Raw genomic sequence first — 18,426 nt, 5'->3', positions numbered from 1 at the left:
ATGGGCCATCTATCTATTGCTTCGCGCCTGGATGAAGTCTTCGCTCGCCACGCCACGGACACCGCACTGAGCTGCAACGGCGCACGGCTCAGCTACCGAGAGCTGGAGCAGCGCTCGGCCGCTGTGGCGGCGCGGCTGCTGGGCCTCGGCCTGTCGCCGGGCAGCACCCTGGGCCTGGAAGTGGAGCGTTCGATCGAGCAACTGGTGCTGCTGGTGGGCATGGTCCGGGCAGGCCTGTCGTACTGCTATCTGGACCGCAGCAATCCGCCCCAGTGGAACCAGTCGGTCTGTGAACGCAGCGGCGTGCATTGGCGCATCACTCAGGAGGCTGCCGGTGGCCCCGGGTATCTGGCACTGGGGCCATTGCTGGCGCCGCCGGACGAGCGGCCGTGCTGGCCACAGCTAACCGGTGCCGAGCCGGTGTACGTGAACTTTTCCAGCGGCACTACCGGCGCACCGAAGATCATTCCCTGCACCCATCGCGGGGTGTTGGGCTTTTGCGACCGCCCGCGACACTTTCCGTTGCAGCCGGGTTTTCGCATGCTCTATGCCTCGAACCTGACCTTCGATGCCTCGCAGTTCGAGATCTGGACTGCGCTGCTCAATGGCGGCGAGCTGCATATTCATGTCCCCGGTCCGCTGACCCTCGGGCACCTGCGGCGTTACATCCATGACGCCGGGGTCGACAGCCTGTGGCTGACCTCGACCCTGTTCAACACCTTCATCGACATCGATCGCGACTGGCTGCGGGGTGTCCAGCGGCTGATGGTCGGCGGTGAGGTGCTGTCCGCGGGGCATATCCAGCAGGCCTATGCCGCCGCCGACGGGCTGACGCTGTACAACGGTTATGGCCCCACGGAAAACACCATGGGCACCTGTGTCTATGCCATTCCCCGGGACTTTGACAGCACCCGGGAGATTCCCATCGGCCATGGCGTGGACGATGCTGTCTTGCTGCTGGTGCGGGCCGACGGGCAGGAATGCGATGTGGATGAGCCCGGTGAATTGCTGATTGCCGGAGATGGGCTGTCCCCCGGTTATCTTGGGGACGCGGCGCTGACCCGGGAGCGCTTCATCGAACGGCCGTGGCAGGGCCAGACGCTGCGTTGCTACCGCAGCGGTGATCTGGTTTCCCGCGATGGCCAGGGGCTGTATCACTTTCACGGCCGCAGCGATGACCAGATCAAGTTGCGTGGCCAGCGCCTGTCGTTGACTGAGGTGGCTGCGGCCTTCAAGCGTTATCCGGGAATGCTCGACTGTGCGGTGCTGCTGGATGATCTGGGGAGCGAGGCGCAGTTGCTGCTGGTGTACCTGCAAGCCCCCGGTGTCGAGCCTGGGGCGCTGGCCGAGTATGGTCGGCAACGCCTGCCGCCGTTCATGCTGCCGCAGCGCTTTGTCGGGCTTGAACGCTTTCCCCTGCGGGCGTCCGGCAAGCTGGATATCGCTGAACTGAAGCAGCGCCTGTGCGGCGAGCATCGGCCCCGGGACGTGGACGATTCGGCTGCGGGGCGTTTTCTCGCGCGCTTTGGCGTGTTGGCTCATGACCGTCAGCGCAGTTTCTTCGACAACGGAGGCAACTCACTGGGTGCAATCAAGCTGGTGGATACGGTGAACCGGCACCTGGGTCGGGAGGGCCTGGGCCTGGAGCAGTTCTACCGCATGAGCAGCCTGCAGCAGTTGCTGGACTGGCTGCAGGCGCAGCCCATTTTGGCGTCGTTGCTGGAAAGGGGCACCGAGCAGTACTACGTCACGCCACTGCAGCAGGAGTCGCTGTCCGAAGCCCATGCAGGGTTTTCGATCAACAGCCACCTGGGGCGTTTTGCCGTGCTCCGCGCCACCTCCGCCAGCCAGGCCCGGGAGGTGTTGCGCAACGTTCCCGAGCCGTTGCAGGCGGCTGGCGACAGTCGCTGGATCGGCCTGAACAAGAGCCAGCTGTCGATGGTGTATGCCGAGCTGTTGCACAAGGACCTGCGGGCCAACAACGTGCTCTATCTGTTCCGGCCCGAGCAGTTGCCGGCCGCCGGGCTGGACCTGGCGACGCTGGCCCAGGGGCTGAAGCAGCGTTATCCGCTAGCGGGCTGTCGAGTGGCCCGGGTCGAGGGCGAGTACTGTTTCGACCTGGCTCCCGAGCCGCCGGCGCGCCTGTGGCTAGACGCCGTGGCGGAGTTCCCCAGCCAGGAGGCCTGCGTGGAACACTTCCTCCAGCGGCCGCTGTCGTTGTTCGAACAGGACCTGTGCAGCCTGTTCAAGGTGCGCATCGACGGCGTCCTGCACCTGGGGCTGTGGCTGCATCACATTCTCGGCAACCACGTTGGACAACTGAGCCTGCTGCGCAGCGTTGAGCAGTTGGCGCAGGACCCGCAGTTGACAGCGGAGGGGGCGGATTTTTCCTTTATCGGCAACAACCTGATGCAGGTCGAGGACTATGAACGCCTGGCGGATGGCGGCACCGAGGCCTGGGAGCAGGAGGCCGAGGAGTATGCGCCGCTGGCCGATGTCGCGGCGCCGGCGGCCACCGCCCAGCCGGTACAGATGCGGGCGCGGTTGGCCATGGACCCGTTGAAGCTGGCCTCGCCGCAACGTCTGTTCCACCTGTTGCAGGCGTTTCGCCAGGGCTGTGCCGGGGGATTGGGGATCGAAGCGCCTATCGTCAATCTGCTGTTCGCCTGGGCCGAGCAGGCGGTGATCAGCGGTTTCTCCACTTACACCGTGCCGGTGCCGCTGACACCGGAGCGATTTGCCCAGGGTTGCGAGCCGCAAGCCACCATGGACTACCTGAATGCCAAGCTGGCCCGAGCGGCGCTCGGCTATGAGGAGATACTCGCCGCGCTGGGCTTGTATGGCTTTGCCCCGGCGTTCCTGTGCAACTTCGTCGAGCTGCCGGCCAGTGATGCACAGTGGCTGCACACCCGGATCGCCAACCCGGTCACGGAGTGGCCCAAGACCCTGCTTGACCTGACAGTGGTCAAGTCGGCCCAGGGCTGCGAGGTGCTGCTCAACAGCTATTTGCCAGAGCCGCAGGCCCGGGCCTTCCTTGAGTCTTTTGTTGCGGCAGGGGAACGGCGATGAAGCTGATCTGCTTTCCCGACTTTGTCGGCCATCCGATCTGTTTCTCCGCCCTGGGGCGGGCGCTCAAGGGGCGGGTGTCGCTGGTGCAGGTCAACTACAGCGACTACTGGCCCTATTCCAGTGTCGGCGCCCTGGCCCGAAACATTGCCCAGGAGCACGACCTGAATACAGTGGACGCGGTGCTGGGTTACTCATTCGGCGCCTATGTGGCCGCTTGTTGCGTGGCACAGCGGGGCCCGGCGAGTGCGCCGCAGCCCGTATTGCTGGTGGACCCGCCACGGCTGGCGGAGCTACGGGGACTGGCCCCGGCCGCCATTGCCCAGCGCCTGGAAGCCGACCCGCAGTACGCCTATATCGACGACTTGGTGGATGCACAGTTGGTCAGCCGTGACTGCGTTCACGGCAATATCCTGCTGCTCTCTGAGTGGCAGGCTGTGTCGCTGAAGGGGCGCTCGGTGGATGTGCTGCTGTCTGCTGGCCGCAGCGCCGAGGCGCTGGCCCAGGGCTTGGGCCTCGATCCGGCCCAGGACAATCGCTACTGGCGGGATGAGCGGAGTCACCATGCTTCAGTGATCAACAGCCCTGATGTGGCGACCTGGCTTCTGGATCGCAGCGCCCTGCCGCGAATCGCTTGGTGAGCGGTTGTGGGTTGTTCGAGGCGAGTGAAGTTCCCGTCGGGTCGTTCCTTGTACCTCCTGCTGGTGCATGCCGGACCGGGGCAGGGTAGTGTTCGGCCCGACCGACGGTCCAGGCGCGTCTTGAACCCGCCCGGGGCAGATACGGAGCCGGCGGGGCGGGGCGTGGCTGTTGGGCAGAATAGGCTTTTGAATACCCTGGATATTCTGTAGCCTTGCGCGGCTCCAATGCTGTCCGTATCTGATGAACTCACTCTCCCGGCGGGGCCCTAAGCGGTCCGGAGCCGGTGGTATACTCGACTTTCGCGCCCAAGCGCCTGCAGGTCTTGCGAACATGACGCAAATTTCTGAACGCCTTCTGGTTCAAGCCCACCTCGACGCCAAGCAGCCCAAACCCTTGAGCGCTGAGCAAGAGGCCCATCTGCGTACCGCCATCGCTGCCGAGCTCAAGGCTCAGGATGCGGTGCTGGTTGCACATTTCTATTGTGATCCGGTGATTCAGGCCCTGGCCGAAGAAACCGGTGGCTGTGTTTCCGACTCCCTGGAAATGGCGCGCTTCGGCAATGCCCATCCGGCCAAGACCGTCGTGGTTGCCGGTGTCCGCTTCATGGGGGAAACGGCGAAGATTCTCAATCCTGAAAAACGCGTGCTGATGCCGACGCTGGAAGCCACTTGCTCTCTCGATCTGGGTTGCCCGGTGGATGAGTTCTCGGCTTTTTGCGATCAGCATCCCGAGCGTACCGTGGTGGTGTATGCCAACACCTCGGCTGCGGTCAAAGCCCGCGCCGATTGGGTGGTCACCTCCAGCTGCGCCCTGGAGATCGTCGAAAGCCTGATGGATAACGGCGAGAAGATCATCTGGGGTCCGGACAAGCACCTGGGGACTTACATCCAGCGCCAGACCGGTGCCGACATGCTGCTCTGGGACGGTGCATGCATCGTTCATGAAGAGTTCAAGTCCAAGCAACTGGAAGACATGAAGGCGCTGTACCCAGAGGCGGCGATCCTGGTGCACCCGGAGTCCCCCAGTTCGGTGATCGATCTGGCTGACGCGGTTGGCTCCACCAGCCAGTTGATCGCGGCCGCGCAGCGCTTGCCGAACAAGACCTTCATCGTCGCTACCGACCGCGGCATCTTCTACAAGATGCAGCAGCTGTGCCCGGACAAGGTGTTCATCGAGGCGCCTACTGCCGGTAACGGCGCGGCATGCCGCAGTTGCGCCCATTGCCCGTGGATGGCCATGAATACCCTTGAGCGCACCTTGCAGTGCCTGCAGCAGGGCAGCAACGAGATCCATGTGGACCCGGCGCTGATCCCTAATGCGGTTCGGCCGCTCAAGCGCATGCTGGACTTCACCCAGGCGGCGCGGATGAAACTGGCGGGTAACGCCTGATCGGTTTTCTCCCGTGGTCATGAAAACGCCCCGATCTGTCGGGGCGTTTTTGTGAGTGGCGGGCTATTTCTTCTTGGGGATACGCACCAGCTGGGTATTGGAATAGATGTCGTGCCAGCTGCGTTTCTGCTTGTCCACCAGCACCCAGAAGAAGCCCAGGCCGGCGCACAGCCAGGACGCGATCGATACCATGAAGCGCAGCAATGCCTGCCACAGGCTGATGCGGCTGCCATCGGCGTTCTGTACGCGGATGCCCCAGACCTGCATGCCCAGGGTCTGCCCTGAATGGGTCCAAAATTTGGCGAAGAAGCCGAACAGCACAAACAGCAGGACGGTGGAGTACAGCGGGTCGCCATCCAGAGCGCCGGATTCGGTCAAGGCACGCATCCGCGCTTCGCCGATGATCTGCATCTGGATAAATTTGTAGATGCCGCCGGTGACGATCAGCAGGGCGACGCACAGTAGAAAATCATAGAACATCGCTGCCAGGCGACGTCCCAGGCCGACAGTAGGGAAATCGCCTTGGGGGCTTAGCAGATGCTTCGACATGACAGGCTCTCGACTGAAAAAAGAAGCCATTTTACGGAATTGCGCGCACAAAAAAGCCCCTGATGTCAGCATCAGGGGCTTTTTCGTTACAGACGATTAAGCTTCTGCTTGTACTTCGTCAGCCTGCATGCCTTTCTGGCCTTGCACAGCGATGAAGGTCACTTTTTGGCCTTCTTTCAGGCTCTTGAAGCCGTTGCCCTGAATGGCGCGGAAGTGTACGAACAGATCCGGACCGCTTTCTGGAGTGATAAAACCAAAACCTTTCTCGTCGTTAAACCACTTGACGGTACCGCTCTGACGTTGGGACATTTCTTATTTCCTTTGACGCTAAAAAATTAATGACAGTCTCTTCCTCATGAAAGAGTACTGGGCTGGGTTGCAGGAAAGTAAGAGACGTCGAACGGGTTGTAGCAAACTTGTTAGCTACTGCCCAGGTCACGATTCCAAGCGACCCATGCAAACACAGTGGGGAAACTCTACGCCAACTATGGGAGAAAAAACAAGCCCCGCGAAGCCCCGGTTTTACTCAGCTTTCCGAGGTTTGGCGGAACTAGCGTGCAGGGCTTATTCGATAGAGTTGTTCAATTGTTTTCGGGCGTTATAAGTAGCGTTCAGTATCGAAAATATGCACTGTTTTATGGCGGTTGCGTTACAGATTAGTGCACTTCTAACGCAACCGCGTTACTTATAGAAACAGTCCTTTAGCCACGGTAGTAGCGTTGTGGCACGAATGGCATTTTGCTTACAAGCATTGGCACCTTTTTCCCACGAACTATTGCAGCAACCGGCGTATCAAGTGCGCTGTGCTTCACATCGAGGTAACCCATGGCCAATGGACCGCCCAAGGTGGGGCCGAAGCCGCCGCTGCAGACGCTACCGATGATGTTGCCTTCGGCGTCGACGATTTCCGCGCCTTCTCGTACCGGTGTCCGTTCCTGGGGCAGCAGGCCGACGCGTTTGCGACTGACGCCATCTTGCTGTTGGGCAAAGATCGCCTGGGCGCCTGGGAAACCCCCAGCCCTGGCACCATCGGCACGGCGGACCTTGGAGATAGCCCACAGCAGGCTGGCCTGGATCGGCGTGGTGTCGCTGTTCATATCGTGGCCATACAGGCACAGGCCGGCTTCCAGGCGCAGGGAGTCACGGGCGCCCAGCCCAATGGCCGCCACTTCTGGCTCGGCCAACAGCGCCCGGGCAAGTTTTTCCGCCTGATCAGCCGGTACCGAGATTTCGAAGCCGTCCTCTCCGGTGTAACCCGAACGGCTGACAAAACAGTCGGCGCCCAGCACCTGCACCGGCTTGAACTGCATGAAGGTCATCTGCGCCACTTCCGGCGCCAGGCGTGCCAGTACGGTGACTGCTGCCGGTCCTTGCAGTGCCAGCAGGGCGCGTTCTTCGAACAGGGGTTGGATGTCGCATTGATCGCCGATGTGCTGGCGCAGATGGGCCAGGTCCTGCTCCTTGCACGCGGCGTTGACCACCAGGAACAGTTGCCCGTCGCCCAGGTTGGCGACCATCAGGTCGTCGAGGATGCCGCCCTGTTCGTTGGTGAACATGGCGTAGCGCTGCATGCCCACCGGCAAGTCGATGATGTCTACCGGCACCAGGGTTTCCAGGGCCTGGGCGGCATTGGCGCCGCTCAAGCGGATCTGCCCCATGTGGGACACATCGAACAGACCGGCGTGCTCACGGGTGTGCTGATGCTCTTTCATCACCCCAAGCGGGTACTGCACCGGCATGTCGTAGCCGGCGAACGGCACCATGCGGGCGCCGAGTTCCAGGTGCAGGCTGTGCAATGGGGTTTTCAACAGTGTTTCGGTGGACATGGGCAACTCCTGAAAAATGTGCGGATGCGTCGCTTGGGCATCAGCACTCGATAATGTTCACGGCCAGACCGCCACGGGCGGTTTCCTTGTATTTGCTTTTCATGTCGGCGCCGGTCTGGCGCATGGTGCGAATGACCTTGTCCAGGGAGACGAAATGCTGCCCGTCGCCGCGCAGAGCCATGCGCACCGCGTTGATGGCTTTGACCGAACCCATGGCGTTGCGCTCGATGCAGGGCACTTGCACCAGGCCGCCAATCGGGTCGCAGGTCAAACCCAGATTGTGTTCCATGCCGATTTCCGCGGCGTTCTCCACCTGCTGCACGCTGCCTCCGAGGACTTCGCACAAGGCCCCGGCCGCCATTGAGCAGGCCACGCCCACTTCGCCCTGGCAGCCGACTTCGGCGCCGGAGATCGAGGCGTTTTCCTTGTACAGAATGCCGATGGCCGCAGCCGTGAGGAGAAAGCGCACCACCCCGTCTTCGTTGGCCCCGGGGATGAAGCGCATGTAGTAATGCAGCACCGCCGGAATGATTCCGGCCGCGCCATTGGTAGGGGCGGTGACCACTCGCCCGCCGTTGGCGTTTTCTTCATTCACCGCCAGGGCGTAGAGGTTGACCCAGTCCAGTACTGACAGGGCATCGCGCAGTGCCGCTTCCGGGTGTTTGCACAGTTGGCGATGCAAGGCGGCGGCGCGGCGCTTGACCTTGAGTCCGCCGGGCAGAATCCCTTCATTGCGACAACCGGCGTCCACGCAGTCCTGCATCACCTGCCAGATTTTCAGCAGCCCGGCACGGGTTTCCGCTTCCGGGCGCCAGGCGCTTTCGTTGGTCAGCATCACCTGGCTGATGGACAAGCCGTAAGTGCTGCAGTGCTGCAGCAGTTCCTTGGCGTTCCTGAAAGGAAAGGTCAAACGGGTGGTGTCTTCGACGATACGGTCGGCGCCGGCGGCGTCTTCATCGACCACGAAACCGCCGCCAACGGAATAGTACTCACGGCTGCGGATCTGCAGACCGGCGCTATCGAAGGCACGGAAAATCATGCCATTGGGGTGATAGGCCAGGGGTTTGCGGATCATTGCCAGGTGTTCTTTCTCGTTGAACGCAATGCTGTGTTCGCCGAGCAGATCGATACGTCCGCTGCTGCGTATTTGCTGCAGGCGTGCGGAGATGTTTTCGGTGTTCACGGTGTCCGGGTGTTCACCTTCCAGGCCCAGCAGCACCGCCTTGTCGCTGCCATGGCCTTTACCGGTGGCGCCCAGCGAGCCGTACAGCTCGACTTTGACGCAGGTGGTGCTGGCCAGCAGCTGATCGCGCCGCAGGCCTTCGACAAAACGCGCGGCGGCGCGCATCGGGCCGACGGTGTGGGAGCTGGAGGGGCCGATGCCAATCTTGAACAGGTCGAACACGCTCAGGGACATGTTGGTTCTCCGGTTTCTTATTGTATTGATCGGCAAGCAGGCACTTGCAGGAGCGGGCTTGCCCGCGATTCAGGCGCCGCTGCTCTGCCCGATTGATGCGTTATCGCTCATCGCCGGCGAGCCGGCTCCTACAGGTATACGCGGTATCTGCAGGGGCACGGCTCTCCTGTGATGGACGGCTTAGGCGTCCTGGTAGCTTTCGATCGACGGGCAGGCGCACACCAGGTTGCGGTCGCCAAACACGTTGTCGACCCGACCAACCGGCGGCCAGTACTTGCCTTCGATCAGCGATGCCACTGGGTACACGGCCTGCTCGCGGCTGTACGGATGGGACCATTCGCCCACCAGTTCTGCTGCTGTGTGCGGAGCGTTCTTCAGCGGGTTGTCGTCCTTGTCCAGAGTGCCGTTTTCCACGGCGCGGATTTCCTCGCGGATGCGGATCATGGCGTCGCAGAAGCGGTCCAGTTCTTCCTTGGATTCGCTTTCGGTCGGTTCGATCATCAGGGTACCGGCCACCGGGAACGACATGGTCGGCGCGTGGAAGCCAAAATCGATCAGGCGCTTGGCCACGTCATCGACGCTGATGCCGCTGCTGTCTTTCAAAGGACGCAGGTCGAGGATGCATTCGTGGGCCACCAGGCCGTTGCTGCCGGTGTAGAGCACGGGGTAGTGCTCTTCCAGGCGCCGGGAAATGTAGTTGGCATTGAGGATCGCCAGCTGCGATGCGCGCTTGAGGCCGACGCCGCCCATCATGCGGATGTACATCCAGGTGATCGGCAGGATGCTGGCGCTGCCGAACGGCGCGGCACACACCGCGCCTGTCTTGTTTTCCAGCGCCGCGTGGCCCGGCAGGAAAGGCGCCAGGTGCGATTTGACGCCGATCGGGCCAACGCCCGGGCCGCCACCGCCGTGGGGAATGCAGAAGGTCTTGTGCAGGTTCAGGTGGGACACATCGCCACCGAATTTGCCCGGCGCGCAGAGGCCGACCATGGCGTTCATGTTGGCGCCGTCGATGTACACCTGGCCGCCGTTGTCATGAATGATGCCGCAGATTTCGCGGATGCCTTCTTCGAACACACCGTGGGTCGACGGGTAAGTGATCATCAGCGCGGCGAGGTGTTCGCGGTGCTCGATGGCCTTGGCCCGCAGGTCTTCAATATCGACGTTGCCGCGGGCGTCGCAGGCGGTGACCACCACGCGCATGCCGGCCATGTTGGCGGTGGCCGGGTTGGTGCCGTGGGCCGAGGAAGGAATCAGGCAGATGTCGCGACGGTCATCGCCACGACTCTGGTGATAGGCGCGGATGGCCAGGAGACCGGCGTACTCACCCTGGGAGCCGGCGTTGGGCTGCAGGGAGACGGCGTCGTAGCCGGTGGCGGCGCAGAGCATGGCTTCCAGCTCGGTGGTCAGTTGCTGGTAGCCAGCACTCTGCTCGGCCGGAGCGAAGGGGTGCAGAGCACCGAACTCGGCCCAGGTGATCGGGATCATCTCGCTGGCGGCGTTGAGCTTCATGGTGCAGGAACCCAGCGGGATCATGGTGCGATCCAGGGCCAGGTCCTTGTCCGCCAATTTGCGCAGGTAGCGCATCAGCTCGGTTTCCGAGTGATAGCGGTTGAACACCGGGTGGCTGAGGATTGCCGACTGACGGACCAGGGCGGCGGGGATGCTGCTGGTGACCGCAGCCGCCAGGGCGGCGAAGTCCGGTGCGGCCTTGCCTTCGCCCAGCAGGTTCCACAGGCCTTCAACGTCGGCCTGGGTGGTGGTTTCGTCCAGGGACAGGCCCAGGCGCTCGGCGTCGATCACCCGCAGGTTGATGCCTCGGGCATGAGCCTTGTCGTGCAGCGCGGCGGTGTCGGCACCGGTGCGCAGGCTCAGGGTGTCGAAGAAGTTGTCCTGCTCCACGGCCAGCCCCAGATCCTTCAGGCCCTTGGCCAGGATCGCGGTCAGTTGGTGGATGCGCTGGGCAATCTGGATCAGGCCTTTGGGGCCGTGGTACACGGCGTACATGCTGGCGATGTTGGCCAGCAGTACCTGGGCGGTGCAGATGTTGCTGGTGGCCTTTTCACGGCGGATATGCTGCTCGCGGGTCTGCATGGCCAGGCGCAGGGCCGGCTTGCCGAAACGGTCTACCGAGACACCGACCAGACGGCCCGGCATGTCGCGCTTGAACGCATCGCGAGTGGAGAAGTAAGCCGCGTGCGGGCCACCGAAGCCCAGTGGTACACCGAAGCGCTGGGCGCTGCCGATGGCCACGTCGGCACCGAATTCGCCCGGCGGGGTCAGCAGGGTCAGGGCCAGCAGGTCGGCGGCCACGGCCACCAGGGCGTTGGCGTTGTGGAAGCGCTCGGCCAGTTCGCGGTAGTCGAACAGGTCGCCGTTGCTCGCCGGGTATTGCAGAAGGGCACCGAAGAACGGGCTGACATCGGTCAGTTTGCGCTCATCGCCAACCACCACGTTGATCCCCAGGGGCTCGGCGCGAGTGCGCAGTACGTCCAGGGTTTGCGGGTGGCAATGCACGGAAGCGAAGAAGGCGTGGCTGCCCTTGTTCTTGCTCAGGCGCTTGCAGAAGGTCATGGCTTCGGCGGCGGCAGTGCCTTCGTCCAGCAGCGAGGCGTTGGCGATCGGCAGGCCGGTCAGGTCGCTGATCAGGGTCTGGAAGTTCAGCAGGGCTTCCAGGCGACCTTGGGAGATTTCTGGCTGGTAGGGGGTGTAGGCGGTGTACCAGGCCGGGTTTTCCAGCAGGTTGCGCAGGATTGGCGAGGGGGTGTGACAGCTGTAGTAGCCCTGGCCGATGTAGGTCTTGAACAGCTGGTTCTTGGCAGCGATGGCCTTGATCGAGGCCAGGGCCTGGGCTTCGCTCTGGCCCTGACCCAGGTCCAGCACGCTGGTGCCCTTGATGCTGTCGGGAATCACGCTGGCGCTCAGGGCTTCCAGGGAGTCGAAGCCCAGGCTGTTGAGCATGGCTTGCTCATCGGCCTGGCGCGGGCCGATGTGGCGCGCGATGAATTCGTTGGCGGTAGTCAGGTTGACGGTCATGACGGGCTCCTCAGGCTTCGGCGCTGGCTTTGATCAGGCGGTCGTAGGCGTCCTGATCCAGCAGTTGGCCGACAGCGGCGGCATCGGCGGGAATGAAGCGGAAGAACCAGCCTTCACCCAGCGGATCTTCGTTGACCAGTTCCGGGCTGTCTTCCAGGGCCGGGTTGGTGGCGACCACTTCACCGTCCAGTGGCATGTACACGCCGCTGGCGGCCTTTACCGATTCCACGGTGGCGGCTTCGGCGCCCTTGTCGTAGCTCTGCAGCTCCGGCAGTTGCACAAACACCACATCACCCAGAGCGTTCTGGGCGAAAGCCGTGATGCCGACGGTGACACTGCCATCCGCTTCGCTACGCAGCCATTCGTGATCTTCAGTAAAACGCAACTCGCTCATGGAAACTCCTCAAGGGCCAGACTCGTCTGGTGGACGCGATTGAATGCTCGTGCAGGGCCGAGCCGAATGACAATGACCATAGCAAGAACACGGCCAATAAATATTTAATCCTTTAAAAACAATGGCTTGAGTGATTTTCTCTTTGGCCTGAAATTTTCGCGTGTAGCGAAATCGCTACACCTGATGCTGTAGAAAAAAGGCTTTGAGGATCAAAGCCTTGCACGGCAGCGATTACAAGGCTGTGTAGCGAAATCGTTCCGCTGTAGCGCTTTCAGTACAGTTGCAGGTCGCTTTCAGACCTATATCGGCGACTGGCTCTGACAGTGAGGGGCTGGTGTGGGGGCGGGTTTGTCAGCGAAGGCACCCTGATGAACTACACAGGGCTTGAGGGCCTCTTCGCCGGCGAGCCGGCTCCTACGGGTGAGGGGGCAGGTCAGGCCTTGTTGGGAATGCCGTACTTGCGCAGGCGATGGGCGATGGCGGTGTGGGAGGTCTGCAGGCGGTTGGCCAGTTGCCGGGTCGAGGGGTAGTGCACGTAGAGGTTTTCCAGCAGCTCTTTCTCGAAGCTTTCCACGGCCTGTTCCAGGCTTTCGATTTCGGTGTCGTTCTGCCGTGCCACCGAGGTGCCGGCGATGTCCAGGTCGCCGATATCCACCAGGTTGCTTTCGCAGATGGCCGCCGCGCGAAAGATCACGTTCTGCAACTGCCGCACGTTGCCCGGCCAGCGGTTGCCCAGCAGGGCGGGGTAGGTGCCCGGGGTCAGGCGACACACCGGGCGCTGGATCTGCGCGCAGGCCTGCTGCATGAAGTAGCGGGCCAGCAGCAGGATGTCCTGGCCACGTTCGCGCAGCGGCGGCACTTCGACATTCAATACGTTGAGGCGGTAGAACAGGTCTTCGCGGAAGCTGCCTTCGCCGACCATCTTTTCCAGGTCACGATGGGTGGCGCTGAGGATGCGCACATTGACCTTGATCTCGCGATCGCCACCGACCCGGCGAAAACTGCCGTCGTTGAGAAAACGCAGCAGCTTGGCTTGCAGGTAAGGCGACATCTCGCCGATCTCATCGAGAAACACCGTGCCCTGGTTGGCCAGCTCCATCAGCCCCGGCTTGCCGCCGCGCTGGGCCCCGGTGAAGGCCCCGGGGGCGTAGCCGAACAGTTCGCTCTCGGCGAGGTTTTCCGGTAGTGCTGCGCAGTTCAAGGCCAGGAAGGGCGCACTGTGCCGAGCGCTGATGGCGTGGCAGGCGCGGGCCACCAGCTCCTTGCCGGTGCCGGTTTCCCCTTGGATCAACAGCGGTGCATCCAGGGCCGCGACCCGTTGGGCCCGGGCCTTGAGCGTGCGGATCGCCGGGGATTCGCCGAGCAGGGCATCGAAGCCTTCGGCGTGATCATGGTGCAGGGCCGAGAGACGCTCGCCGATGCGGTTGGGTTGATACAGGGTCAGCAGCGCGCCGGCATCGGTAATGGGCGTGGCATCCAGCAGCAGCGTCTGTCCGTTGACCATGATTTCCCGCAGCGGCAGGCGAAAGCCGTTTTCCAGCAGGGCCTCCAGCAGTGCGGCATCGGCAAACAGTTCGGCGACGCTTTCTCCCGCCGGTTCACGACCATACAGGGCGATCAGCGCCGGGTTGGCCAGCAATACCTTGCCGGCGCTGTCCAGGGCCAGTACCGGATCGGTCATGGCCGCCAGCAAGGCGTCCAACTGCAAGTGGCGACGCTGGCCGGGCAGGATATCGACCACCGTTACCGCCTGCACGCCCTGTACGTTGAACAGCGCATCACGCAGCTCTTCCAGTACCTGGGGGCTCAGGGTCGGGGCATCGATATAGACGTTGGGCGGCACCATCTCCACCGCATCCAGGTTGAGATTGCGTCCGCCCAGCAGGGCCAGGACTTCCTGGGTAATGCCGACGCGGTCGATGAAACTGACGTGGATACGCATGGGATGACAGAAGATTCTGGGACACTGAAGTGCGCCAGTATGCCTTGGGCGAGGGCCTTAGTCGAAATCGATGGGGGCGTTGTAGGAGCCGGCGTGCCGGCAAGCCGGCTCCTACAGAAGGGGGGTCATGCCAGGTGTTCGGGGTTGATCGGGTCGCCGGGCTTGACGTTCAGTTGTTTGCGTACGTCTTCGAACATCTCGTCGTAGTACTTGTGCATGGAGGCAATGCTGGCGCTCTTGGGCAAGCCGTACTGTTGGGCGATGCGGGTGGCGTGACGGGCGAAGTCAAAGGCCAGGTCCTTGGCCAGGAAGAACTGCTCTTTCAAGGATTTGTCTTCAATGGTGCCGTGCAGGGTGAACAGCATGCCATGACCCTCCTTGGGGTCCTGGGCCAGTTCATAGTCGATGCACAGGTTGTAGCTGAAGTCGTCCTTGCTCAGCGCATGGCGCTCTATATGCAGGTGACCGGGCTCAAACATGGCCATAGGCGTCTCTCCTCCAGGGCTTTGAATGAGGGCAGGCAGCGGGCCTGCCCCGTGTTCTCACAGCAAGCGTCTTACAGGTAGCTGATGCCGGTTTTCGCTGTGCTGATGCGGGTGCCGGCCTTGCCCTGGACGATCGCTTCGATGTCCGAGAGTGAACCGATCACCGCGACTTTGCCAGTGTGCCGGGCAAATTCGCAGGCAGCCTGGACCTTGGGCCCCATGGAGCCGGCGGCAAAGCCCAGCTTGTCCATTTCATCCGGGTGGGCCTGGGCGATGGCCTTCTGGGTCGGCTTGCCGAAGTCGATGAATGCCGCGTTGACGTCGGTGGCGATCACTAGCAGATCGGCTTCGAGTTGCTCGGCCAGCAGCGCCGAACACAGGTCCTTGTCGATCACCGCCTCGATACCCTTGAGCTTGCCGTCCTCGCCGTACATGGTCGGAATGCCGCCACCGCCGGCGCAGATCACGATGCTGCTCTTTTCCAGCAGCCACTTGATCGGGCGGATCTCGAAGATGCGCTTGGGTTTCGGGCTGGCCACCACCCGGCGGTACTTGTCGCCGTCCGGGGCGATGGCCCAGCCTTTCTCCTTGGCCAGCTTCTCGGCTTCTTCCTGGCTGTAGACCGGGCCGATGGGCTTGGTCGGGTTCTTGAAGGCCGGGTCCTTGGCGTCCACTTCCACCTGGGTCAGCAAGGTGGCGAAGGGCACCTCGAAGTCCAGCAGGTTGCCCAGTTCCTGTTCGATGATGTAGCCGATCATGCCTTCGGTCTCGGCACCGAGCACGTCCAGCGGGTAGGGCGAAACCTGGGTATAGGCCGCCGCCTGCAGCGACAGCAGGCCCACCTGCGGACCATTGCCGTGAGCGATCACCAGCTGGTTGCCGGGATGGATCTTGGCGATCTGTTCGGTGGCGATGCGGATATTGGCGCGTTGGTTGTCCGCGGTCATGGGTTCACCACGGCGGAGCAGGGCGTTACCGCCCAGTGCAACGACGATACGCATAATGCAGTCCTTCTAGAGGCTCTGTAGGAGCCGGCTTGCCGGCGAACAGCGGTTCGCTGGCAAGCCGGCCCCGGCAGGGGGAGGCGGGTTAGAGGTCGGCCAGGGTCGAAACCAGGATCGCCTTGATGGTGTGCATGCGGTTTTCCGCTTGCTCGAAGGCGATGCAGGCCGGGGACTCAAATACGTCGTCGGTGACTTCGATGCCGTTGGCCAGGTGCGGATACTGCTCGGCGATCTGCTTGCCCACCTTGGTGTCGCTGTTGTGGAAGGCCGGCAGGCAGTGCATGAACTTGGTCCGAGGGTTGCCGGTGGCTTTCATCAACTGGGCGTTGACCTGATACGGCAGCAGTTGTTCGATACGTTCGGCCCAGGCTTCCACTGGCTCGCCCATGGAGACCCAGACGTCGGTGTGGATGAAGTCCACGCCCTTGACCGCAGCCTTCGGGTCTTCGGTGAGGGTGATGCGGGCACCGCTTTCCTCGGCGTATTGCTTGCAGCGCTGCACCAGGTCGTCATGGGGCCACAGGGCCTTGGGCGCGCAGATGCGCACGTCCATGCCGAGCTTGGCGCCCACCAGCAGCAGCGAGTTGCCCATGTTGTTGCGGGCGTCGCCCAGGTAGGCGTAGCTGATCTCGTGGATCGGCTTGTCGGCGTGTTCACGCATGGTCAGCACGTCGGCGATCATCTGGGTTGGGTGGTATTCGTCGGTCAGGCCGTTGAACACCGGCACCCCGGCGAACTTCGCCAGTTCTTCGACGATTTCCTGCTTGAAGCCGCGGTACTCGATGGCGTCGTACATGCGCCCCAGCACCCGGGCGGTGTCCTTCATGCTTTCCTTGTGGCCGATCTGCGACGAGTTGGGGTCGATGTAGGTGACGTTGGCGCCCTGGTCATAGGCGGCCACTTCGAAGGCACAGCGGGTACGGGTGGAGGTCTTTTCGAAGATCAGGGCGATGTTGTTGCCCTTGAGGTGCTGCTGCTCGGTGCCGGTGTACTTGGCGCGCTTGAGGTCACGGGACAGGTCCAGCAGGTAGCGCAGTTCGCGTGGGGTGTGGTGTTCCAGGCTCAGCAGGTTACGGTTGTGGATGTTGAACGCCATGATTGTTTTCCTCGGATTCGGTAATCGGTCCGACCGGCGCCGGGTAGGCGCGGTCGGAGAGGGTGTCGTCTAAAGGCTTAGTAGTCGATCGGATCGCGGATGATCGGGCAGGTCATGCAGTGGCCACCGCCACGGCCGCGACCCAGTTCGCCGGCGCTGATGGTGATGACCTCGACCCCGGCCTTGCGCAGCAGGGTGTTGGTGTAGGTGTTGCGGTCGTAGCCGATGACCACGCCCGGCTCCACGGCCACCACGTTGTTGCCGTCGTCCCATTGCTCGCGCTCGGCGGCGAAGCTGTTGCCACCGGTTTCCACCACGCGCAGGGCCTTGAGGTTGAGGGCCTTGGCCACGGTGTCGAGGAAGCTGGTTTCCTCGCGGCGCACGTCAATGCCACCCGGTTTGCTTTCGTCAGGGCGCAGGCTGAAGGCGACGATCTGGCTCACCACTTCCGGGAAGACCGTGACCAGGTCGCGGTCGCAGAAGCTGAACACGGTATCCAGGTGCATGGCCGCGCGGGATTTGGGCAGGCCGGCAACGATCACGCGCTCCACGGCCTTGTGCTTGAACAGGCTCAGTGCCAGTTGGCCGATGGCCTGGCGCGATGAGCGTTCGCCCATGCCGATCAGGACCACGCCATTGCCGATCGGCATCACGTCGCCGCCTTCCAGGGTGGCATTGCCGTGTTCCTGGTCCGGGTCGCCGTACCAGATCTGGAAGTCGGCGTGGGTGAACTCGGGGTGGAATTTGTAGATGGCGGTGGTCAGCAGGGTTTCCTGACGTCGCGCCGGCCAGTACATCGGGTTCAGGGTCACGCCGCCATAAATCCAGCAAGTGGTGTCGCGGGTGAACTGAGTGTTGGGCAGTGGCGGCAGGATGAAGCTGGAGTGGCCGAGGAAGTCGCGGAACATCTCGATGGTCTTGCCGCCGAAGCTGCTGGGCAGGTCGTCGGCGGAGACGCCGCCAATGAGGAACTCGGCGACCTTGCGTGGTTCCAGGCTGCGCAGCCACGAGCCGACTTCGTTGACCAGGCCCAGGCCGACCTGATTGGCGGTGATCTTGCGCTCCAGAATCCAGTCCAGGGCTTCGGGGATGGCGACGATGTCGGTCAGCAGGTTGTGCATTTCCAGCACATCAATGTCCCGCTCGCGCATCTTGGTGACGAAGTCGAAATGGTCGCGTTTGGCCTGGGCCACCCACAGCACATCATCGAACAGCAGTTCGTCGCAGTTGTTCGGGGTCAGCCGCTGGTGGGCCAGGCCTGGGGAGCAAACCATGACTTTGCGCAGTTTACCGGCTTCGGAATGGACGCCGTACTTAACTTTTTCCGTGGTCATTACTGTGATCCTCCAGAGACAAAACAATCGGGGTGTTGCTTGAAAGGCGGTGTTACAGGGTCAGGAAGCCGTCGTAGAGCCCGTAGGCCGCCACCAGGGCGCCTATGACCACCGCGGCAAAAATCAGCTTCTCGACGTTGGTGAAAATCGGTTTGTGCAGTTCCATCTTGGCCTTGGCGAACAGCACCACGCCGGGGGCGTAGAGCAGGGCCGAGAGCAGCAGGTACTTGACCCCGCCGGCGTACA

At 62.5% G+C, this 18,426-nt stretch carries 14 protein-coding genes and 1 pseudogene; 3 read left to right on the top strand and 12 right to left on the bottom strand.

Annotation, left to right across the window (positions count from 1 at the left end):
- The 3 genes from J5M73_RS15615 to nadA all read left to right on the top strand — a co-directional run bounded on the left by J5M73_RS15615 (position 1) and on the right by nadA (position 5,097).
- Positions 1-3,069: an AMP-binding protein gene (locus J5M73_RS15615; protein ID WP_102860571.1), complete on the top strand. Its 3,069-nt coding sequence runs from the start codon at positions 1-3 to the stop codon at positions 3,067-3,069.
- Positions 3,066-3,707, top strand: coding sequence for a thioesterase domain-containing protein (locus J5M73_RS15610; protein WP_207815846.1), 642 nt, complete (start codon positions 3,066-3,068; stop codon positions 3,705-3,707). Before J5M73_RS15615 ends, J5M73_RS15610 begins: the two co-directional genes overlap by 4 nt.
- Before the next feature lie 331 nt (positions 3,708-4,038).
- Positions 4,039-5,097, top strand: coding sequence for a quinolinate synthase NadA (gene nadA / locus J5M73_RS15605; RefSeq protein ID WP_102860573.1), 1,059 nt, complete (start codon positions 4,039-4,041; stop codon positions 5,095-5,097).
- A 63-nt stretch (positions 5,098-5,160) separates the two neighbouring features.
- Here nadA and J5M73_RS15600 read toward each other — a convergent pair whose 3' ends face one another.
- The 12 genes and pseudogenes from J5M73_RS15600 to J5M73_RS15545 form a co-directional block, all read right to left on the bottom strand.
- The gene (locus J5M73_RS15600; protein WP_102860574.1) at positions 5,161-5,646 is read right to left on the bottom strand and encodes an RDD family protein; all 486 of its coding nucleotides are present in this window, start codon (positions 5,644-5,646) and stop codon (positions 5,161-5,163) included.
- A 96-nt stretch (positions 5,647-5,742) separates the two neighbouring features.
- Positions 5,743-5,955: a cold-shock protein gene (locus J5M73_RS15595; RefSeq protein WP_007977299.1), complete on the bottom strand. Its 213-nt coding sequence runs from the start codon at positions 5,953-5,955 to the stop codon at positions 5,743-5,745.
- Between the two features lie 392 nt (positions 5,956-6,347).
- Complete coding sequence (gcvT, locus tag J5M73_RS15590) at positions 6,348-7,472, bottom strand: glycine cleavage system aminomethyltransferase GcvT (RefSeq protein ID WP_102860575.1); 1,125 nt, start codon at positions 7,470-7,472, stop codon at positions 6,348-6,350.
- A 40-nt stretch (positions 7,473-7,512) separates the two neighbouring features.
- Positions 7,513-8,889 carry an L-serine ammonia-lyase gene (locus J5M73_RS15585; protein ID WP_102860576.1) on the bottom strand — a complete coding sequence of 459 codons (1,377 nt, stop codon included), beginning with the start codon at positions 8,887-8,889 and terminating at the stop codon, positions 7,513-7,515.
- A gap of 180 nt (positions 8,890-9,069) precedes the next feature.
- Positions 9,070-11,925 carry an aminomethyl-transferring glycine dehydrogenase gene (gcvP, locus tag J5M73_RS15580; protein ID WP_102860577.1) on the bottom strand — a complete coding sequence of 952 codons (2,856 nt, stop codon included), beginning with the start codon at positions 11,923-11,925 and terminating at the stop codon, positions 9,070-9,072.
- Between the two features lie 10 nt (positions 11,926-11,935).
- Positions 11,936-12,319: a glycine cleavage system protein GcvH gene (gene gcvH, locus J5M73_RS15575; protein WP_102860578.1), complete on the bottom strand. Its 384-nt coding sequence runs from the start codon at positions 12,317-12,319 to the stop codon at positions 11,936-11,938.
- A gap of 433 nt (positions 12,320-12,752) precedes the next feature.
- Positions 12,753-14,261, bottom strand: coding sequence for a sigma-54-dependent transcriptional regulator (locus tag J5M73_RS15570; protein ID WP_102860579.1), 1,509 nt, complete (start codon positions 14,259-14,261; stop codon positions 12,753-12,755).
- A gap of 125 nt (positions 14,262-14,386) precedes the next feature.
- Positions 14,387-14,746 (bottom strand): DUF5064 family protein, encoded by a 360-nt coding sequence (locus tag J5M73_RS15565; RefSeq protein WP_102860580.1) that lies wholly within the window; start codon positions 14,744-14,746, stop codon positions 14,387-14,389.
- A 71-nt stretch (positions 14,747-14,817) separates the two neighbouring features.
- Positions 14,818-15,747: a carbamate kinase gene (gene arcC / locus J5M73_RS15560; RefSeq protein ID WP_102860581.1), complete on the bottom strand. Its 930-nt coding sequence runs from the start codon at positions 15,745-15,747 to the stop codon at positions 14,818-14,820.
- Between the two features lie 88 nt (positions 15,748-15,835).
- Complete coding sequence (locus tag J5M73_RS15555; protein ID WP_015636749.1) at positions 15,836-16,846, bottom strand: ornithine carbamoyltransferase; 1,011 nt, start codon at positions 16,844-16,846, stop codon at positions 15,836-15,838.
- Positions 16,847-16,923: 77 nt separating this feature from the next.
- Positions 16,924-18,180 (bottom strand): arginine deiminase, encoded by a 1,257-nt coding sequence (gene arcA / locus J5M73_RS15550; protein WP_102860582.1) that lies wholly within the window; start codon positions 18,178-18,180, stop codon positions 16,924-16,926.
- A gap of 52 nt (positions 18,181-18,232) precedes the next feature.
- Positions 18,233-18,426: pseudogene (locus J5M73_RS15545) on the bottom strand (arginine-ornithine antiporter); the annotation flags it as partial.

The sequence above is a fragment of the Pseudomonas sp. 50_B genome, assembly GCF_017491625.1.
In the GTDB taxonomy this organism is placed as follows: Bacteria; Pseudomonadota; Gammaproteobacteria; order Pseudomonadales; family Pseudomonadaceae; genus Aquipseudomonas; species Aquipseudomonas danubii.
This window is presented reverse-complemented; position numbering and strand designations above follow the sequence as displayed.

What these genes read in the sequence shown, in the direction of transcription:
- J5M73_RS15555 (WP_015636749.1), bottom strand. Translation starts at nt 16,846, where the DNA reads ATGGCGTTCAACATCCACAACCGTAACCTGCTGAGCCTGGAACACCAC.
- J5M73_RS15565 (WP_102860580.1), bottom strand. Translation starts at nt 14,746, where the DNA reads ATGGCCATGTTTGAGCCCGGTCACCTGCATATAGAGCGCCATGCGCTG.
- J5M73_RS15595 (WP_007977299.1), bottom strand. Translation starts at nt 5,955, where the DNA reads ATGTCCCAACGTCAGAGCGGTACCGTCAAGTGGTTTAACGACGAGAAA.
- J5M73_RS15610 (WP_207815846.1), top strand. Translation starts at nt 3,066, where the DNA reads ATGAAGCTGATCTGCTTTCCCGACTTTGTCGGCCATCCGATCTGTTTC.
- J5M73_RS15600 (WP_102860574.1), bottom strand. Translation starts at nt 5,646, where the DNA reads ATGTCGAAGCATCTGCTAAGCCCCCAAGGCGATTTCCCTACTGTCGGC.
- gcvH (WP_102860578.1), bottom strand. Translation starts at nt 12,319, where the DNA reads ATGAGCGAGTTGCGTTTTACTGAAGATCACGAATGGCTGCGTAGCGAA.
- J5M73_RS15615 (WP_102860571.1), top strand. Translation starts at nt 1, where the DNA reads ATGGGCCATCTATCTATTGCTTCGCGCCTGGATGAAGTCTTCGCTCGC.
- nadA (WP_102860573.1), top strand. Translation starts at nt 4,039, where the DNA reads ATGACGCAAATTTCTGAACGCCTTCTGGTTCAAGCCCACCTCGACGCC.
- J5M73_RS15570 (WP_102860579.1), bottom strand. Translation starts at nt 14,261, where the DNA reads ATGCGTATCCACGTCAGTTTCATCGACCGCGTCGGCATTACCCAGGAA.
- J5M73_RS15585 (WP_102860576.1), bottom strand. Translation starts at nt 8,889, where the DNA reads ATGTCCCTGAGCGTGTTCGACCTGTTCAAGATTGGCATCGGCCCCTCC.
- arcA (WP_102860582.1), bottom strand. Translation starts at nt 18,180, where the DNA reads ATGACCACGGAAAAAGTTAAGTACGGCGTCCATTCCGAAGCCGGTAAA.
- arcC (WP_102860581.1), bottom strand. Translation starts at nt 15,747, where the DNA reads ATGCGTATCGTCGTTGCACTGGGCGGTAACGCCCTGCTCCGCCGTGGT.
- gcvT (WP_102860575.1), bottom strand. Translation starts at nt 7,472, where the DNA reads ATGTCCACCGAAACACTGTTGAAAACCCCATTGCACAGCCTGCACCTG.
- gcvP (WP_102860577.1), bottom strand. Translation starts at nt 11,925, where the DNA reads ATGACCGTCAACCTGACTACCGCCAACGAATTCATCGCGCGCCACATC.